Raw genomic sequence first — 19,189 nt, forward strand, 5'->3', positions numbered from 1 at the left:
GCGCGAGTTATCATGGGATCCCCTTGTCCTAGCTGATGGACGACTCCAGCAAATGCTCGCCGACTTGCGCACGATTCCGCATGTGAAGCTGATTCGTTTTGACACAAAGATGATAGCCGTCAACCCCTACCGTGTTACAGAGGCTTTTCTTCAGATGGTTCGGCAATACAAGCCGGTTTATATGAATCTTCACTTTGTCCATCCCTACGAACTTAACGATGACGTGCGGGATGCATGTGAGCGCCTTGCTGACGCTGGCGTCTGTCTCGGTTCGCATACACCGCTCCTCGGCGGGGTGAACGACGAAGTTGAAATTCTGCGCGATCTCTTTCTTGGCCTTATCGAGGTAAGGGTCAGGCCGTACTACCTTATTCATTACATTCCTACTGAGTTTACGGCTCATTTCCGGGCATCTCTGGAAAAGGGGCGCGCAATCATAAAGGGTCTTTGGGGCCATGTCTCGGGGTTAGCTAACCCAACCTACATCGTGTACCTGCCGAGGGGTTGTGGGAAGGTAATGTATATGCCAGACTATCTTCTGGAACGTGATCCAGACGGCTACTGGTTTGAAACGTTCGAGGGTGGTGTTGCGGTCTACCCCATGAAGGTTGATGACGAGAGGTAGGGATCGATGGTGACTTATGAGGATCGAGCATGGAATTTTCTTTCTCAGGTAGTAGTCGAAATCGTTAAGGAAACCCATGTTCGTGTGCTTTTTAATCGAGTTTTGTTTTCTAATGAAGAAGGGAGTTGCGGAGGTGGGGACCCGTCTAGCTTTCGCCTGTGCTACGAGGGGACTGACGAGCTCTTCGAGGCGGTCCTCAGGACACTTTATCCGGATCAGGATTTGCTCGTGGACGAAGAGCAGTTGAGGATTTCATTCACAAACAAGTGCGCTGGGCTTCCCCCGGTGTACGTTGGACAAACTTGGGAGCAGCTAAAAAACGCGATCAAGCAGGCAGGCGCTAACCGCAGTCGAACTGTTGCGTCTTTGTTTCGCCTGTCATGTGTCTACCAAGCTTCGTCGCTCGGCTTCGCTCCACAAGTCATTAACGTGGACGAGGCTGCGCGCTTCTTCGACGTAGCTTTGGTGCCGTCGCGGAAGATCTCTGACCTGGCAAAGGAACTGAGAAAGAAAGCCAAGAAAAAGAAAGCCAAGGAAGAGGATTGGGAAGACCTTGTGGCATACGCGGCAATGCAAGTCCTCGAAGATGAGTATCTTAAGCTCTCTACAGAGGGGACGACCTCGGTGGTTTCGATTTTCCCGCTGAGCCCTCTTTGGAGAAAAAGCGGGTTCTTTTTTGTCTGGTACCCTTATGAGAAAGGCAACGATCAGGCCTTAAAGGAAGCTCTACGGAAGATGGAGGATGCGGAGCGCTACCTTCGAAAACTGCTGCCGCAGATGACGTCGGTGGTGGCCCTGCTTCTCGGAGGGGAAATTTTTGAGGAAACGAAGGCCACCGACCAAGCAGAGGGCGTGGTCGAGCGGGTGCTCCCGTCCCGGCGCTCCATTGAGCCAGGGGGGGCTTAAAGTCCGCTGTTAAGGAAATGAAGGACGGTTTGAAACAGCTCGCGGAGTCGGTGATTCAAACCAAGAAAGAACTCGAACGGAGACGGAAGCAAACGGCAAGGGCTGCGATTATGTCCCGCAACATGTCGCATAATCTCGGGAGTCACGCGTTGGCCAGAATCCACGCGGGGACATTGGCGGGGCCGGCCAGCGGTCGCGCCGGCGGCGCCCACGATGGTGAGCGTCTGCTGCAATACATGCAGGAGCGTATGGATTTTTTGGCACGGGTGGCTACGGAATGGCCAACGTGGCAGGAGCCAGAACTTTTCTTTGCCGACCTTCTGCGCGGCTTTTTAAAACAAGGACTACTGCTCGACAACCTGGTAGCCGACGAGGGCTTTGAGGCTAGCAAGGTGACATTTAGGGTTAAAGGGCCAGCGGACGCGGCCTTCGTGGAGACAACGTGGCGCGCTGCGGCAAAAAATTCGAACGGGGCAGCAGCCACATCAACGGAGGAAGATGAGTTCTCAGAATTTAGCCTCGGAGACGGGTACCAAGATTGCCTGGTTGCCATCCCGGGTGGGCGGGTAGGGCGCCAGGCGTTTTACGGCTTTCTGGAAAACGCCATTCGCAACGCCGCGAAGCACAACTCAGGTAACAACTTGGAGGTCACGCTGCAGGTGGAAGAGGACAAAAACAACAAGAGGTTCTACACGGTAACCTACCAGGACAACCTCAGCCCTGGTAGGGTCGCCACTGAAATCCAGAAGCACTTGGAGAGGGACCTGATTGACGAGAAGGGCGAGCTCGTGGCGGAAGGGTGGGGAATTCAAGAGATGAAGGTGTACGCGCAGTACCTGGCTCACCCGCACAGCGAGTGGCAAGCGCCGGAATGCCCAAGAGTGTTGCCTGGACCTCTCGGTGCTAAAGCGCAAGACCCGCTTGTCAACGGTGGCGGAGCACGCGGGCAACTCCTTACCTACATCTTTGGGCTGCAGCGCCCCTGCCTGGCGTTGGTGCCTGAAACCCTTGTGAACGACAAAGAGGCCGCCGAGCTTGCGCGTTACGGCATCGAAACCTTTCAAGTTAACGGGTCCCTCCAGGATCTCCGCCAGCTCGTGCAGCAACGCTCCCCGGGGCTTATTTACCTGGAGGCGCCGAGCGGAAACAACCAAAGGCAAGAACTGCTAGAGGAGCTCAAAGCCAACCGCCTGTGGCTGCCGGCGCGCATCCTGCTCCGCCCACCACAAAATAATGCGGATCAGCTCTTCAACGAATTGAAGACAGTGGGCCTTGCCCATCGCGTGCGGGTGGACTACGAATCGCAGTCGCCGGCGGATGTTCTCCGACAAAGCAACACCAACAGTTGCAAACCGGAGCCGCGCCTGATCATCGAGCTTTACCGCCGGTGGCTCGTTGCCTTTGCCAAGGAGCGTGGCTATCAGCGGCCTTTTAACCTCGTGATCTACTTCGATCGGGACGACGACACGTTCCCAAGGCGATGGGCTGAGCTCAAGGCCCACGCGGAAGAGTGCGGCATTGGAACTGAAAACTTTATTCGGGTCTATCCTGTCCACAAAAAACAGACAAACGGGAGAGTCCCTAACCCAGCAAGCCTTAGCGCATGGAAGGTGGCACGGGAATTCGCTCGTCCACCGGGGAGCTCAACACTAGAGTGGGGTGAACTTTGCGCACGCGCTGGTGAGGGCTCTGGTCAACCAGGCACCTGGCTCTTGTTCGATAACCACGGCAAGGGCATGCCGAGTGGCTTGGACGAGAGCAACCGGTGCTTTTACCAGCACATCGGTAGCCTGAAGGACTTCCAGAATAACCGTGAGGCCTTCGATCGCCTTGCGAACGTTCCTACAGGTTTTACTGGCGTGCTGTTTTTGCTTCAACTCATCGAAAGCTGCCTGTTGAAGGTGCTGGTGCTGGACGAGCGGGTGGCGAGCGTGTTTTTGACCGTAGCGAACGACGAAATCGATTTCAAAGGGGGAAAGTTGCTTTGGTATTCCATGCACTGGAAAGCCGGACTGCGCTTGGCACCTGTTTTTCAATTGGGTGAAATGAGACTTTGCCACCTCAAGAGTTCGACAACGCCTACAAAGTTCAGAGGTAAGGATGAACTTCCGAGTTTAGAATTCGCTGTTGGAGAGAATGGCAATGTAGAGGTGCGCTCGTGCACTGTCATTGGTAAGGACGGCTGGTGTTCTTCTTTGGAATTGGCAAATGGTCCGCCCTGTGACGTCGTGGTGATTCACCGGGGGCTTATGGAGTCTCTGGCCGCGGTGGTGGGCGGCAACGAGCAGTTTTTCAGCAATTTCCTCGATGCTCTTCACCGTGTCGCAGCCCGCGTGATCGTGACGTCCGGGCGAGGAGCCCAGGTGAAAGGTCCGTACGGCCAGTATCCCTTCGTCGAGTACTCGACGCTCGAGGCTACCATCGTGCGGGAACTCTCCAAACCGAGCCTGGGCAGCGTGCTCATGGCCGTTAGCGGGAGGTGATCGCATGGCACCGCGTGTCTTGCTGATCGTGACGAGAGTGGCAGGTTTGGATGTCGATAAGGATCTACTGAGGACTTGGGGGGTAGACCCAGAAAATACGGGCCCGTGGTATTTCGACGAACGGGGCACGGGGAGCACTGACCTCCCGAAGGATGGTCTGGCAGTCGTAATCCTTCGAGGTGATTCTCAGATTAACGCAGGGGTTGACGTAGGGACGAGAATCAAAAATGCCGTTAAAGATACCGGGGTTGACGATATCTGCCTCTTTGTGCATCCTGGAGGCGCAGCGATGTCAGCTGCCGAGTTTGTGGGTTCCCAGTGGCCAGAAAGTGACCCGTGGAGAAGAGTATGCGCGCGCGACTTTTCGACCGTCGGCGATGGCGCTGCGGTTCGAAACTCCTTGATTGAGCTCGGAACGTACGCGAACGGCAGAAATCAGCACAGCTTCCGACAGCTTCTTAACGTTATCCTCGCTGCGTGCCAAAATAACCCTATGGATAAGTCTCTGCAGGCAGTTCTCGGGGACCCGGAGCAGCGGAAGAAACGGGGACTACCTCGGAAAGCTCCGACCGCGGCGCCCGCCGACCCCATTGCAACAATTATCCACGACGTGGTGTCGGGCTTTGATGCGGTGCTTTTAGACCTTCAAACCGCCCAGGAAAACCCTGAGTCTTGGACCGAAGAAGTCAAGAACGAGGCCAGAAAGAACATCGAAACTGCTCTGGCTCGCCTGCGGTTTCTTGCGGGTGGAGGGGTGAATCCCACAGAAGACGTTAGGGCCTGGGCGGAGAGGCGTGGGTGGCCGCAGGAGGGCAGCCCTCTGCTTAGCAGTGAGGAGGCTAAAACAAGCATCCAAAGCAGCCTCCAAGGCGTTGAGGGCATTCGTGCCAAGTTGTACGGGAGTGCCGCGGCGAATTGGCCCAAGGAGCGCTTCGCGTCCGTTCATTCCGAGCTGAAAGGCTGGGTTGATGAGTTGGTCTCTTCGCTCGAGCGATCGAGAAGAGGCAAAAGAGAACAGACGCAAGGATGACCTTATGCCCAAGCTGGCGTTTGTCCTTTTTCAGTCCGAGGCTCTGCCTCTTGCCCGTGCTGCACAAGCTTGGTTGATTAACGGCTGGGGGGCGCAGAAAAAGGATGTGTGCTGCCGGACGATCAAACCCCTCGATCGGCTCGCTACCGACGAAAGGCCACGTTGGGTAGCGGCTCAGTTCCGGGATTTGGCCGGTTGGATCGAGAGAGAGGCGGATCAACGCGGTGGACCGGCAGTCTTGCGCGACGCCGTCGGCCTCGTGGACTTTTACGATGCAAGCTGCGCAACGCTGCAGGCCGGCACGGCTCAAATAATTGGCCAAGAAACTCCGATGGTGGCGTTGGCTTCCCTCCTGATCCTGGTCTTTCCCGAGATTCACTGGCTCCCGTACGTCCCCCACGTGCCTGATTCGCATTTTCTCGGCGCTCTTGGCTCGAAACGGTGGCCCGATGCGTTGTCCAGGGTTGCCGGGCGAAACAGCTCAAGATTCCCGGCGCTTTTTGACCCCTCCGGATTACGGGAAACCATCCGCGATTGGCTACGCAACGAGCCGGAAGCTCAAGGCTCTTGCGACCATTTGCCCCGCCGCAGGCTCCTGGCGGCAGCCGTTGACGAAGAGGAAGCGTACGCCGCCTTTAACGCGTTCGTGGCGTATCGGTTCGGCTATCGCTCGCTGATGATCACGAGCGAGTCTCTCCTACGCGCCACGCTGGGAAAAGGAGGAGGTTTCGAGCCGAACCTCACGTTCGAGGATCTCTATCTTGGCTTTCCAGACCGTTCGGGGGGACATCTCTCCGCTCTCGAAAAGCGGGACGAGAGCTTCCAGGGGCTGGAGGGTGCACGACGGCGGGTTTTTGTTACGGTGGGTCACACACGAGGTACCACCCGCAAGGAAATAGCCCAACGCAATCGCCAGTACCTGCGCGCCTCGGGGTTCGACTACGCTTTCCTGATTAAACCGCTACCCGGTCTCCACCGTACGTGGGCAAAAGCACAGCGTCCCGTACGCGCCCGGAAGCTATCGCCCGAGCTTCCATTCTGCTGGCCGCCCGAGGCGAAAGCAGCGGATGAACCGCAAGGCCACAGCTCCCCAGGACGATTGTTGTCCGTGGCCGAAATTCTCATCGCTCGCGCTGCGAAACTCCTTGGCGCTTCTAATCTCACGGTTGTTGATGCCATTCACGCCGCCACCCTGGCGCTAGAGGCCAAGGAGCTCTTGGGTGGCAAAACGCCAACGGTTGCGTTAGACGCGATTTCCCTCCAACACGAAGGGGAGGTGGTTGCCGAAAGCCTTTTCCTTGGAGTTGAGTACAACCTAGACCTTAAAGACCGTTTTCGGGAAATAGAACAGGAAGTGAAAATGGTGGCGCGATGGTTCCACCCCAGGACCCGTCGCCGCTCTGAGCTGAATGCGCGGCTGACGATTATCGAGCGGCTTGCAAAGAGGTTTTCGGATTTGCACCAGGTGGAGGAGGAAATGGCATGCCTCGCCGAGGCTCGGCGGCTGCGCTTTGATTTCTGGGTGAGGGAGCGTTGGTACCGGTGGCCGTTGTGGCTGCTTTTGCGGTATGTGGCGTTTGCGCTTTCTTCGTTGACGCGTTTCGTCGTTGCGGTTGTCGCGTGGATCTTTTTCTTTGGGGTTGTCCATTATCTCCTTCACATGACGCCGGAGTCCGCGGGGGGTGGCTTCGTCCATGCTCTCGCTTCCTCCGCGTATTTCTTTATGACCCTGCAACCCTGCGAGGGGATCAGCCATCGCACCGTTGTGGATGCCGTGCTCGCGTTTCAAGGGTGTGTGGCGTTCTTAAACCTTGGACTTTTGATCTCGCATCTTTATTTGACGGTTTCAAGGAGGTGAGTTATGCCAGACGCCGTCAATCGGGTGGCTAAAAGCGGGGCCACGAACAAGTCCCCAAGCCAAGCGGGGCCTCAGTCCGACTGGCCGCGGGTGAAGTATCTTGGCGGATGGGTCGGGGTCCTGGCGCTCATTGGCGTGCTGATCCTCGGGATCCTTGTGGCCGTGGTGGGAGCTAACTGGGCGTTGCATGAAAAGGAAGTGTTGCTGAAGTTTGCACTGTTTGCAGCCTTCTTTTTTTTGTTGGTTGGTTTTGGATTGTTACTCGTGTGGATCAGGAAAGACACCGCTAAAGATTCCCTTTGGGGACCGCTCGTGGCGCCAGAGGCCGTAGTGCGGATCGCTGCAACGGTGCTTCTTGTGGTTTTTGCCGCGTGGGAGCTGTCTATTTTTGGCCAACTGAGCCGCGGACAGGTTCTGACAAACTTGATCCCGGCCGCGGCGGGAGGACAGGAGGCGGTTCATGAGCCGACAGTCCAGGTTGCCGGAGCGGCGGGCCGAACAGTCAGCGTTGCAGCCGAGGCGAACCCGTCGTGGCCGGCCGCGGCTGTAACCATGGTTGCGATTGTTGGCCTTACGGCCGTGATCATTGTGACGCTACTTGCGATCCGCGGGGTCGCAGCTGGCGACGAATGGTAAGCTTGGAGGCCAGTGACGGCACCACGGCTTCTTCTCATTGACGACTCGGCTGAGTACGCAGCCTCCCTTACGAGGGCGCTTCGGAGTACGTACCGGGTGGAGACGGCGCAAAACGCCACCCAGGCCCTGGAACACCTTTCGCCCCCTCCAGACGCGATCCTGCTAGATCTTCGGCTGATTCCAGATAGCGACGATACGTCCGTTGCTCTGTCCCTACTTCAGGAGTTGCGTGAGAGGCTTCCCAATTCTCCGGTTTTAGTCATTACCGCATACGGTGACATCGATCAAGCCGTAGCGTGCATGCGCCTTGGCGCCGCTGATTTCATCGAGAAGGGTAAAGGGCTTAGCGAGCTAAGGGCGCGTATTGAAAAGGCACTGGCGCAAGCCAGGATGGCCACGCGGCTTCGTCAGCTCGAGGAAGAGCTTGCGATTGTGGAGCCGCGCCAGCTCATAGGGGAGTCGGCGGCATTGCGCGAGGTCAAAGAGATGATCGCGGCCGTTGCTCGCGACAGCCAGGTGACCGTATTGATCACCGGCGAAACCGGAACCGGCAAGGAACTGGTCGCTCGGGCCATTCACGCCAGTGGACCGAGGACGCAAGCTCCCTTCGTCCCCGTGGCAATCCCAACCCTGCCGCCCACCACAGTAGAGGCTGAACTTTTCGGCTATGAGCCAGGAGCATTTACTGATGCAAAACGGAGACATCTGGGCTTCATTGAACGAGCTCGTGGAGGGGTGCTGTTCCTGGATGAAGTGGGTGAACTACCGCCGGAAACTCAGGTGAAGTTGCTGCGCTTTCTGGAGGAACGCACGATAAGCCGCCTTGGGGGAAGCGAGGAAATCCATGTGGATGTGCAGGTTATCGCTGCCACCAACGTGAATCTTGGAACCGCGATCCGTCAGGGGCAATTCCGAGAGGACCTTTACTACCGTCTTAAGGTCTGCGAAATTCATTTGCCGCCTTTGCGGGAGCGACGCGAGGATATTCCTTTGATGGTGGAGCACTTCTTAACTACCCTTAGAGCAAAGGGACATGCCCTTACTGGTTTAAGCGCCGAGGCGCAAGCAGCCCTTGAGCGTTATGACTGGCCGGGGAACGTTCGGGAGCTGCGTAACGTGCTAGAAGCGGCGATGCTAAAAGCGAGTCTTCGGCGCCATGAGCGGATCGAGCTGGAAGATTTGCCTCTCGACGTGGTCACGGGGGCGTCGGGAAGACTTGAGGGTCAAACGAAACCGGCGGCTCTTACAAAGAGCAGTCGTGGGCCACGCCCCCTCGAGGAGGTTCTTGCCGAAGCCGAGCTTGCCGAAGTCGAACGCGCTCTTTCAGCTTGCGGGGGGAAGAAAAGTGAAGCCTGGAGGCTCCTCGGTCTCAACGACCGTTTCGTGTTGACGCGGCGTGTGCGACGCTTGCTAGAACGCTTCCCTCAGCTTGCGGCGCATTTTGAGCAGGTTCAAAGAGCCTTTCGCCCCCGAAACAAGGGCGAGAAACGTTAAAAGCGTTACATTCTGTGGCCCGGCGAAATCTTGGGGTTCTGTAAAGGGCAGCGAATAGGCCCGCCTCGCAAATTGGACTCTTGATGTTGGCAACGGAGGTCTGGGTTGAAAAGCTCCCTGGACCAGATCGGCGTTTATGACCATCGCCAAGCTGCCCAGTCGTTAGGAGTTGGAAGATTGCTGGGCGAAATTCACCGCAGCAAAGGCCTGAACCGTCTCACTGGTTAGCTGGGCTGTCCCGGGGCCATCGCATTCGAACCTGTTTGGTTCTAACGAATTTTCTCCGCGTAAAGAAGAATAGCAGCTTTCATCGCCAGGAGCAGGTCATCCCTGTGAATGTCATCTATCTTACCGGTCGGTACGTCGTGGAAATTAAGTTGCTTCGCAGCTGTCGTAAGCGTTTCCTTCAGGTTAGAAAAATTGCCTGCAAAACCATTAAGGTAGGTGCGCCAAAGGTCGTTCACCTTGGCCTGCACTTTTTCGTTTGAGAAGTAAACCGAAAGCACTTGGCCCATATTCCAGACCTCTCCAAGCACAACGGGACCGGCTGCTTGCCCCGTATCCACAACGAAAGAATCACTCTTGGTTGGGTCATTGGATGTTTGAACGGCAAGGAGTTTCATTGCGTAAACCAGTGCGAGGTTGGTGAACGCTTCTTCATTGCGCAAATACGCGACCACCGTGGGGTCCAAGGGGCGAATTGGGTTGAGGAACCCTTGTGAGAACAGCCATCCCTCGATTTGCGCCGCTAGCCTCTCTTCCGGGCAAACCGCTGGTTGGATATAGTCTCTTCGCTGGGCGAGATCATTTAAATACTGCCGATAGTTCGTGTGGCACGTGGATTGGTATCCCCACTTGTTGATGTCAATGTAGTATTCCGACTGGACGCGGATGATCTCCTTGCGAAGTGCCGGGTTGTCATTGATTCCGCCTCTTTTGTTGAGCTCATCGCGAAAAGCTTGTGCAATCTGGGCAGCCAATGTGCCAGCCTCGGGGGAAAACTCAGAGAAACAAAATACCTGGCTTGGCCTTCCCACATCCGTATGGCTAAGCAAATGATTGGAGCGTTGAATTAAGAGGTTTACTCTGTCGGCGACATAGTCCTGAAGTGCTTGGGTTTGGTCCAGGTCCCGATGGTCCGGCAACCAGTTAAATTGAAAGTCATAGGCAAGGGCGTCCCATATGCCCATCTTCGCAAGAGGGTCTTTGAGCTGGTTTCTTGCATATTGAACCGGTTGGTCGGGAGAATGCCGATAAACGGTGAGCTCCTCAATTTTTCCCGTCTGTACGTGCCGGAGTCTCTGCTTCGCCAACTGCTGGTAAAGAGTTTCATCGAATCCCTCGACCTTGGGAAACTCGAGAAGTAACTCATAGGCTTCCACTTTTTCGCGAGGTGTCCAACCTGCTTGGCTGCTTGCCGGAGCGTAAAACCTCCACTTCATGTTGCTTAGCAAGCTCATGTGCATTTGCCCGATGGCGGGTTGTGTGCCACCGGTATTTCCAATAACCAGTTCCTGATAAATTTGGGCTTCGGCGCGGTCCTCTGGCATGGGGAAGTATGTGCGAACGGGTACCTTAGAAAACGTGTGACGGGCATTGTATAGGCCGTTCAGGCGATCGGAAAGGGCCTGGCGGCAATCACGGTCGAGGTACTTGAGCCATGCGTGCGTGGTTCGCCCAACCATTCGGTCAACGATCTCGACCAATTCATCCAGAGTATCCAACAGGTGAATGCACGAATTGAGCACAATGCGCCATATCTTCAGCTCCATGAAACGCTGATATTCGCCAAGGGTGTTTTTGTCACCCACGTATTGGCGTTGTAGGTCACCATCGACGTCCGACTGCTGCATCTTCTTCGCCAACTCATCCACAACCATCTTTTGATACCCTACAACATCTTGCCTCTGGTCAAACTGGTGGAGTGCGTTTTGGTAGGCAGCACGTAAGGCATCAATGTAGTGGTCAAGAGTGGAAAGAAAGTCGCCCAGGACGGCAAGGGAGTATGGCTTAACACTTAAGGGTATGGGTTCTCCAGTTGTGGGGTCGTAAAAAAGATTCTTGATACGGCTAATAAGCGAATCGGCAAAGGCAGAAGCAATTTTGTTGCTTGTCTCCTTGAGGAAGCCGTAAACCTGCTGGACCCTTGTGGAGTCCTCAGCGCCTATGTAGGCTTTGTCCTCTTTGTCGCAGTTGGTGATCACCTCGACGTTAGTTATGTTATTGTACCATTGATCTACGGGAACAACGTCAGCAAGGTTGAGTATGGGTGACCGTGGGAAGGAGTAGCTATCTCCGCCAACGGCAAAGTGCCTGATGAGCTCGAGCAGATCATTACGCCATTGTGGTTCACTCTTGATCGGAGGACGGGAGTAGATGTCGCGTCCTCGTTGGTTGAAAACAAGAAGCTCGGTAAATCTAATACCATTTAGCATTTCCTCTGCCATCTTCTTCCCTTCTTCGGCAGCAGCGGCCGGCGGCGTGATGAGCAGGTTGTAAAGCTCTACTCCGAAGCGTAAGGCCATGGTCTCGAGAAGATCCTTTTCGGGAAAGATAAAGGAGTGGATCCCAAAATCGGAGTAGCGCCTGGTGCTGGGCTGCACCGCCGTGCCGGGCTTATATGTTGCGATTATGCTTGCTGACCAGGGATCCTCGTTTTTGACTAAGGTCAAAAGAAAGTCGGCAGCGGCCGCACAGACGCCGTCGCGAGGAAGTGTGTTGGCGAGTTGGAAGCTAGCTCCCTGCCCGTCTATAAGGTAGCATAGGTCAAAAAGCTGGCTGTTATTGACACGAATGTTATCAGCATACTGGATATTGATTTCCCTGGTGGAGCCTGCTCCTTGGGCACGCATCAACTCCCGAAGGGCGGCGAAAGAGCGAGCATCGCGAGCGACCTGTTCGCTGGCTGTTGAAAAAACACGATCGTAGGAGTTAGGCATCAATATGATGCCGATAAAATGCTTGTTGACCCCTGGAAGGCTGTCTAATCGACTGCGAAGTAAATGGGCAACATCTAGCAGCATTCCGGCACCGGTACCCCCGGAGAAGGAACCGACCAAAAAAACGTTTATAGTTCCCTGCTGGGTGGCGGTATCTCCGGTGGCAAGCGCCATTTTGAGCAGGTTGGTTAATTTCGCATCGACGCCGGCGACCTCCTGGAAAAAGCCGACTCTGCCAGCCACTCGCACCATCCCGTAGCCATCCCGTGGGTCGATGTGATTTGCAGGGACTCGTTGTGCATCATGTTCGCTTAACCAAGTGTCAATAAAAGGCACGGGCTGCCCATTGGCACGCATTTGGATTGGAGTTACGGGCGATTGGGTGAACTGATAAAACTCTGGTGACCCCGGCGATGTGTCGATTTGAAAATCACCCGGGAGGATGTACTGGTCTCGTTCTGGACCGTCGAGAACAAGGGTATACACGCGTCCAGAAAAGGGGAATGTATCGGTTTGCAAGCGCTTCTTTACCCAATTGGCTACGCCCCTGCCACCACCTCCAACCCCTACGATGAGAAATGCTTGTGCCATGGTCCTTACCTCCGAGGTTTCTCAAGCATAGTAACGAACGATATGTTTTCCGATTCTAACCTCACCGCCGTCCGTGACATGCTTCCACAAGGGCACGCCCTTGTGAAAGAAACGGACGGTGACCCGGTCATTGCGTTTCGTGCCGTTTACGAACAGCCATCGCCCTTTGATGCCTGAATGAGCCTTGATGCGGATCAGCCGAAACTTGCGTCCAACCAAACGGAATGAAGCACATACATCTTCCCCATTGCCGGTATCTACCAACACCTCAACGCCGCCTGAGGCGCGGGGCAAACTCAACAACCATAGCGTCAAAGCAAACAACCCGGCGCCCGCCAGACCAAGCAATTTCCAAAGCGCTTTTTGCCATCCTGGCATTGGCGGGCGCCGTGCGACTAGCTCGATAATCGTTTGGTCTGCCACTGGTTGCTTGGAAGCTTCCTCCGGGGCGAGCCTGACGGCAAGAATATAGCGTCCTTCCACGGGCTTTGGCACAGGTACGGCACCGACAAACTGGCCTGGTGTATCCCCCTCCTTGGCGAGGCTAAGCCAGATGGCTTGGCCCTTTTGACCTTCCGGGTCCTCCACAAGTTGAGCAATGACCAGATGGTCAGGATGGTTGGTAAAAGCTTCCTGAGGCTTCAGTGGTTTTCCACCTTGCAGCAAACGGACACGAAGAGGGATTGCCGCTGCGGGAGGTCGTGGTTGGTCTTCGCCTGGCTCATCGATTAGAAGGTAAGGGACCGGCTTCACTTGCACCGCCACGGCGTGGTCGGAATGATACCTGTCACCGCCGCTTACTTTTAGCAGTACCTGGTACTCCCCGAGCTCCATCGGCGCTTCCAAAGCAGGCTGCCCGACATAAACGCCGTTACGCCCTTTGTCCAGAGGGAACTCAATGAGTTCGCGCTTGCCAGAGGGGGTGGTTATTTCAGCGGTGAGGGCTAACGGATAGTCTCGATGCGACGGCACGGGCTTTTCATCAGTCCGCCTGAACTCGGCAATCAGGCGCATGGGTTTACCTTGAGGGTGGATAGCTCTAGGGCTCAGCAACCGCATGTGCAGCGGGATCGGGTTGCGGAGGACCTCCACAGTTCCTGCTCCCCCGACAACTTCATAGAGCCATCGGCCCGGCTCTGGGTCACGAACTACGAGGAGGTCGAAAGTGGTCAAGCGCTTGATCGGCGGCGTGTCGGGATCTTTGCCCGGTTCCACAATCTTACCGTTAGGCCGGCGCACGTTAAGGGTAAGCCCTTCCCGAGTTGGGAAAATGTGAAACTCGACGGAAGCCAAATACGGCTCCAGCTCAAAACCCACGGGACTTAGTGAGGACACTGCCACCGGCTCAACTTCCGGAAGATGCCATATACGCTGGACAATGCGATTGAACTGAGCTTTCAAAGCGGTCATGTTGGGCGTTGTGAAGACATACTGGCTCCCCGCAAGCCCCTTCCAGTAAGGCACAGTGGCGCTCCATCTTGTTCCGACAGTATCAATGCCCACAACGAATAGGCTCACACCTGAAGGTTTGAGTTGGTCTTGAAAGAACTCAGATAACTCAGCGAAGTATTGCGCCAAGGAGAGATTCCGTGCGTCGTCTGGCTCGCCGTCGGTGAACAACACCAAAGCCCGGTTCCGGGGTTGCTCAAAGGAACCGCCTTCACGAAGTAACTGCATCCCCAGCCTTATGGCTGCAATGATGTTGGTATCGCCCAAGTCGAGTTCTTTAAGCTTCGCAAAAATGGTTTGAAGGGCTGGGTCGTCGTGGGAACGAATAGCGGTCAACGGACATGCATGATCTCTTTGTGCATGACTCCCGAAGTTCACAACTCCAAAGCGGTTAGGTTGTTCCTTGGAAGAGCGCTGTGCAAGGAACTCGACAAACGAACGGCTGCCTGTCGCCCGTAAGCCCGTGGGATCGGTAGGGTGGTCCCCCTTACTCATGCTCCCAGACTGGTCAAGTAGTAGCACGATGTCAGCCGGTAGCTCTCTCTCCCAGGAGCCGAGGCTAATTTCCTGACTTGCCTGGCGATAAGTGACGGCTTGGTGCTTCGTCTCGTTCTTTACTTTACAGCCGTGCGCAAGGAAAAGCGGAAGAAGGAGGATGATGAATAACCTCAGACACCCAAAGAAAACAGCGGGAGCAGCCCTCTCCGCCACGGGACTCAGGCTAGCAGGAAAATGGTCTTTTGGGCAACGTATGTCATCTAGCTGCGCTTGCGTGAAATAGGATGTCATATTCCTCCCAGCGCTATGCAGCTATGTCATTTATAACTACAGAAAGGGCGTTGTGTCAAGCGGCGCAGATTCTGTGTCTCGGAAAGGAGGTGAGACATTTTGGACCTGGGGCGAAGCAAGCGGTCGAGGGGCTTGTGTGTTTTCGGGAGGGGAGCTGGCGGAAGGTGAGACTGGTGTTATTTTCGATAAAGCGTAATGAGCTTAGGGAGACCGTTGGGGCGACGTGGGTGCCAACCGGAACAGGGTCCAACGACTAGTGTCGGCCGACGGAAACGGGATAGGGGAGGAAAAGTTACTGGACGACCTTTAGCGAGGAATCCACCGAACAGCAAGGGCCGGGAGGTAGTCCTTATCCTTTTGGCCGGCAACATAGATAAATCGGGTCTTTGAGGGGTGCTGGGCGGCCAACCCTGAGATGGTGTCGTCAGGTGGGGTTGTTTCGTGAGACCTCTCAAGCGCTTACCTACCGGCGGCGGTGAGTAGCAGCGGCCATGCTCCGCGCTCGTTCCAGCGCAAAACGATCCCATTTGGAACGGAGCGGGCTAACCCTTTAATCCTCGCACATCAGCTGGCCGCGGATTTCCGCTTCCACCAGCTCTCGGGGGCGCCCGTAAAGTGCCCGGGAGCGCTCCCTCGCAGCTTGGGCGGTCGCTTTCTGGCGCGGTGCATCGAGCAGGATCGTCCGCATCGTGAAGGGGATGACGCGATTCCCTCCAACGGTCGGGCGAACACAAGCGTTCCAGTTAGGCAGGCTGGTTAGGTCGAGTACGTCAAAATAGGGAGAAAAATGCGTCTCCAGAATTTCCCCATCTGCTTGTCCTACTCTGAAGCTAATGACTGTACCGACGTTACCGAATATGGACTGCACGATGTTTTGATCCCTGATTTGTGACAAAAACTGGTTGGCCAATACCAGAGCAACCCCAAACTTTCGGGCCTCTGAGAGTAGTAGCGTAAAGCTTTCCGTGGCCAGAGCTTGAAACTCATCCACGTAAAGGTAGAAAGTACGCCGCTGCCCGGGCGGGAGACTGGCGCGTTCCATTGCTGCGGCGAGGATCTTAGACATGAGTACCATGCCCAAGAAGCGTGAGTTTGCTTCTGCCAGCTGTCCCTTGGCAAGGTTTACCAGCAAAATCTGTCCACCGTCCATGATTTGCCGTAGGTTGATCGTGGACCTCCTCTGACCAAAGATTAATCGCAGTTTGGGGTCAAAGACGAAGTCTTCAAACTTGCTGCTCAGGTATTCGCCCCAGGTCATTGAGTCATTGAACCGATGCGTGTAGTCGAGGTTTCGCAAGTTTTGCGTAGTCCAGCGCGCCAACTGGGGATCAGACCACCGCAAGGGTAGCCATCGCTTCCAATAGTTGGGGTGCTGGAAAATCTCGTAGAACTCCAACAGCGTGCCTGGATTGTCTGGGTTTGACATTGCGAGCAGCATATTCATCTGCATATGCTGGTAAAAAGCAGGGCCGGCGTATTCAGCTGCTTTTTGGTCAAATTGGTCGCGAATAAGTCGTTCCATGATAGCACGCATTTCGCGCACGACAAAGTAGCGTTGATCAGGGTCGCACTCTAGCAGGTTCACCCCAACGGGGTATTCAGTGTCGGTGGGGTCCAAAATCACAACGTCGTCGAGGCGATGGGGCGGGATGTGCGAGAGCAACTCGTCAAAAAGGTCACCGTGCGGATCTATCACGGCCAAACCGTTGCCGGCTTGCATATCCGCGACGATCATCTTCTTGATTAGGGTTGTCTTACCCGTGCCTGTCTGGCCGACGATGTAAACGTGCTGCCGCCGGTCTTGCTCCGCGAGGTACACCGGCTCGGTGAGACCAAGGTAGGAGCTTTCACCAACTTGCGTCCGCTTTTTTGCGGGGCATTTTTGCCAGTAGATCGAAGCCTCGCGGGGCACAGGTTGCATCCGCACGTGTTGCACACCCAATCCTGGAAGCCCTTCCGCGGTAGCCACCGGGAAGCGGAACGCCCCTGCCGCTTCCTGCGCATCAACGAGCCAGCGGACGCGGCGGAGGGAAGGTGGTGCCGAACTGTTACCCCAAGGTGTGAACTCGATGTGCTGAAGGTTTCCAAGCAAGATCGCGCGGTCGCTTGGGGTGCTCGGGATGGCGACATCGTACCCGCCCATTTGCAAGCCGGCAAGATTTCCTTGCAGCTGCTCTCCCACGGGCCGGGTCACCTCCACGCCTACGGTTTCCAGCAGTGTAGGGGAAAGGGGCTGTGGGCTAGCAACGAGGATATGCATAAGGAACGGCGCGTCCTGCAGGCGGAGAAGCTGGCCGAGTAGCCCTTCACAAATGGCTTCTGCTCGCCTTGACAAAATTGTTGGTACGGCAATGGCACCTTCGCTGACCAGCGTATGCCGCCGCTGGAGGTATTGCTCGCTACGCGCAATTTCCGCAACCATTGCTTCTTCTTCCTGTGGCGCGAGCTGGACCGGCGCTAACGCCACCTGAAGCACCACAGGAGCGGGTTGCAGCAGCATGGTGCGAAGCAAACGCGCCATAGTGCTGGGACGTGGCAAAAAAGCGTGGATGAAATACACGGTTTCGCCGTGATCATTTGTTGCCTCTTGCTTTGTGGAAGTCTTTCCGAGGACAGGGCGCGGGCGGATAGTCTCGAGCGAAACCCTGCCCTCCCGACGCCGGATTTCCGCCACCGAACTCATTTCCCATTCCATGGGCTGCCAAAGACTTTCGAAGTGCTTTTGGTCTGTCACAGTGGACCATGCGTGATGGGGCATCATTCCACCCAGAACTGCGCTGAGTTCGAGATAGAGAGCATGAGCCCGCCGGTAACACCCGAACTTTTCTGAATCTTCCGCTTTGCCAAAAAGCACGATCGCGATTTCACCGGCAGAAAAAGAGGAGGGATGAGGGCGACTCAAGTACCGCAGGGCGTAGGCGCGAGGCGGCGAAGGACTATATAGAGAGTTTATCAGGTCCACCTGCCGGCTAAGATGGCGCGTTACCAGTTCATCCGTGCGCAACCTTTCGCTCCGCTCTGCTGGGCAAGCCATTAACTGAAAGGCGCAGATACCACACCAACCCCCACCCGGCTTTCGAAACAGGTGAATGTACGGCTCTTGACCCTTGGCCCTACCTTGTTCGGAGGTCATATTAACCGTCCTCCCTCACATAAGGCTCTAAAATGGCGTCCACGATGCCATATTCTTTAGCCTTTTCTGCTGTCATGAAGAATTCGTGCTCCATATCCTTGGTAATACGTTGCCGGGACTGGCCTGTCCACCGGGCTAACATGCCCACCAGTCGCTGCTGAAGCCCCACCATGCGCTGGGTATAAATGCGGATGTCGCTGGTTTGCCCGGCGAAACTGGCGGCTACCTGGTGAAGCATTACCTCGGCGTTGGGGGCGGCGTAGCGTTTGCCCTTGGCTCCGGCTGCCAAGATCCAAGCCGCCATTGAAGCCGCCCGTCCGACACAAATAGTGCTAACCGGAGCTTGAATGCACTGAATCACATCGATAATTGCCAGCCCATCCAACACATTTCCGCCCGAGCAGTTGATGTACAAATCAATTTGTGCCTGGTGATCGTCAGCATCCAGAAGCAGCAACCCGGAAATAAGCCGGTTCGCCACTTCTGTGGTGATGGGTTCGCCAAGAAACAAAATACGATGGCTTAATAGGGCATCCATGACGCTCCTCCCAAGATTGCATCAATCCCGCGAGCCTCCTTCCGACCACGCGGGGTTCATCATTAAGGCCGAAACTAACGGCGCGTTTTTCCCCTCCCGAGCGCTTGTCCTCGGGCCCGGGTGGTAACCAGATTGGTGTCGGTCTCTCATTCAGACAGGCACAGCAAGAAGACGGCGGCGCTAGCGGCGGCCATAGGGTCCCCGCCCACCACCGATGCGATAGGTTCAGAAAACCAGCCCCCGCGCCCTTGGTAGATTTCCCAACCCTCGTCGGTTGGTTCCAGGGTGGCAATAGGCTCATCCAGCCAGCCGCCGCGTCCCTCATAGACCTCGTTTCCCTTTACGGTGGCAATCGGTTCATCAAGCCAGCCCTTGCGGCCACGGTAAATCTCGTTGCCCTCGAAGGTCAAGACTGGCTCCGCGAACCAGCCGTTTCCGCCCTCGAAGGCTTCGTTGTCTTTGACGATCAAAAAAGGTGTTGCCAGCCAGCCGCCACGTCCACGATAAGCTTTGGCAAGCATGCTGTTTCACCTCCGAACGACGTCCAAACTCTATTCTAGGATGCCAGCGTAAGTGTTCAAAAATCAACCGTCTCTCCAGGTCACTTGAGACCGCGGAGTGTTTGTATTTTCAGAAAGAGGCCATGGGTCTTACCTGCCACTCGGCGCCTGTCCTGTTCATTGCAAATGTACGCGCAGGAAGGGTACGCAGATAATAG

Annotated in this window: 12 protein-coding genes; 7 read left to right on the forward strand and 5 right to left on the reverse strand. The window is 55.7% G+C overall.

The window, feature by feature from the left end:
- From EG19_RS09735 to EG19_RS09765, 7 genes are all read left to right on the forward strand, one after another.
- Positions 1 to 625: KamA family radical SAM protein (locus EG19_RS09735; RefSeq protein ID WP_038049999.1), on the forward strand; the 625-nt coding region annotated here is incomplete at its 5' end.
- A 6-nt stretch (positions 626 to 631) separates the two neighbouring features.
- The gene (locus tag EG19_RS09740; RefSeq protein ID WP_038050000.1) at positions 632 to 1,531 is read left to right on the forward strand and encodes a hypothetical protein; all 900 of its coding nucleotides are present in this window, start codon (positions 632 to 634) and stop codon (positions 1,529 to 1,531) included.
- A gap of 17 nt (positions 1,532 to 1,548) precedes the next feature.
- Entirely contained in the window at positions 1,549 to 4,014 is a 2,466-nt protein-coding gene (locus EG19_RS13715; protein ID WP_038050001.1) for a hypothetical protein, read from the forward strand.
- A 4-nt stretch (positions 4,015 to 4,018) separates the two neighbouring features.
- Positions 4,019 to 5,044, forward strand: a complete 1,026-nt coding sequence (locus tag EG19_RS09750; protein ID WP_038050002.1) for a hypothetical protein — start codon at positions 4,019 to 4,021, stop codon at positions 5,042 to 5,044.
- A 4-nt stretch (positions 5,045 to 5,048) separates the two neighbouring features.
- A complete protein-coding gene (locus tag EG19_RS09755; protein ID WP_038050003.1) occupies positions 5,049 to 6,902 on the forward strand; it encodes a hypothetical protein in 1,854 nt (617 codons plus the stop codon).
- A gap of 3 nt (positions 6,903 to 6,905) precedes the next feature.
- A complete protein-coding gene (locus tag EG19_RS09760; RefSeq protein WP_038050005.1) occupies positions 6,906 to 7,538 on the forward strand; it encodes a hypothetical protein in 633 nt (210 codons plus the stop codon).
- A 12-nt stretch (positions 7,539 to 7,550) separates the two neighbouring features.
- Entirely contained in the window at positions 7,551 to 9,032 is a 1,482-nt protein-coding gene (locus EG19_RS09765; RefSeq protein ID WP_038050007.1) for a sigma-54-dependent transcriptional regulator, read from the forward strand.
- Between the two features lie 269 nt (positions 9,033 to 9,301).
- Here EG19_RS09765 and EG19_RS09770 read toward each other — a convergent pair whose 3' ends face one another.
- From EG19_RS09770 to EG19_RS09790, 5 genes are all read right to left on the reverse strand, one after another.
- Positions 9,302 to 12,562, reverse strand: coding sequence for a tubulin-like doman-containing protein (locus EG19_RS09770; RefSeq protein WP_081800099.1), 3,261 nt, complete (start codon positions 12,560 to 12,562; stop codon positions 9,302 to 9,304).
- Between the two features lie 21 nt (positions 12,563 to 12,583).
- Positions 12,584 to 14,722 carry a vWA domain-containing protein gene (locus tag EG19_RS09775; protein ID WP_161685552.1) on the reverse strand — a complete coding sequence of 713 codons (2,139 nt, stop codon included), beginning with the start codon at positions 14,720 to 14,722 and terminating at the stop codon, positions 12,584 to 12,586.
- Between the two features lie 628 nt (positions 14,723 to 15,350).
- A complete protein-coding gene (locus EG19_RS12845) occupies positions 15,351 to 17,804 on the reverse strand; it encodes a type IV secretory system conjugative DNA transfer family protein (protein ID WP_161685554.1) in 2,454 nt (817 codons plus the stop codon).
- Positions 17,805 to 17,934: 130 nt separating this feature from the next.
- Positions 17,935 to 18,471 carry a ClpP family protease gene (locus EG19_RS09785; protein ID WP_053335189.1) on the reverse strand — a complete coding sequence of 179 codons (537 nt, stop codon included), beginning with the start codon at positions 18,469 to 18,471 and terminating at the stop codon, positions 17,935 to 17,937.
- Between the two features lie 146 nt (positions 18,472 to 18,617).
- Positions 18,618 to 18,992 (reverse strand): hypothetical protein, encoded by a 375-nt coding sequence (locus EG19_RS09790; protein WP_038050012.1) that lies wholly within the window; start codon positions 18,990 to 18,992, stop codon positions 18,618 to 18,620.
- Positions 18,993 to 19,189: the final 197 nt, after the last annotated feature.

Source organism: Thermoanaerobaculum aquaticum (assembly GCF_000687145.1).
GTDB classification, from domain to species: domain Bacteria; phylum Acidobacteriota; class Thermoanaerobaculia; order Thermoanaerobaculales; family Thermoanaerobaculaceae; genus Thermoanaerobaculum; species Thermoanaerobaculum aquaticum.

Bases quoted from the DNA above. Each gene is read 5' to 3' on its own strand.
- EG19_RS09740 (WP_038050000.1), top strand. From the start codon at position 632: ATGGTGACTTATGAGGATCGAGCATGGAATTTTCTTTCTCAGGTAGTA.
- EG19_RS13715 (WP_038050001.1), top strand. From the start codon at position 1,549: ATGAAGGACGGTTTGAAACAGCTCGCGGAGTCGGTGATTCAAACCAAG.
- EG19_RS09750 (WP_038050002.1), top strand. From the start codon at position 4,019: ATGGCACCGCGTGTCTTGCTGATCGTGACGAGAGTGGCAGGTTTGGAT.
- EG19_RS09755 (WP_038050003.1), top strand. From the start codon at position 5,049: ATGCCCAAGCTGGCGTTTGTCCTTTTTCAGTCCGAGGCTCTGCCTCTT.
- EG19_RS09760 (WP_038050005.1), top strand. From the start codon at position 6,906: ATGCCAGACGCCGTCAATCGGGTGGCTAAAAGCGGGGCCACGAACAAG.
- EG19_RS09770 (WP_081800099.1), bottom strand. From the start codon at position 12,562: ATGGCACAAGCATTTCTCATCGTAGGGGTTGGAGGTGGTGGCAGGGGC.
- EG19_RS09785 (WP_053335189.1), bottom strand. From the start codon at position 18,471: ATGGATGCCCTATTAAGCCATCGTATTTTGTTTCTTGGCGAACCCATC.
- EG19_RS09790 (WP_038050012.1), bottom strand. From the start codon at position 18,992: ATGCTTGCCAAAGCTTATCGTGGACGTGGCGGCTGGCTGGCAACACCT.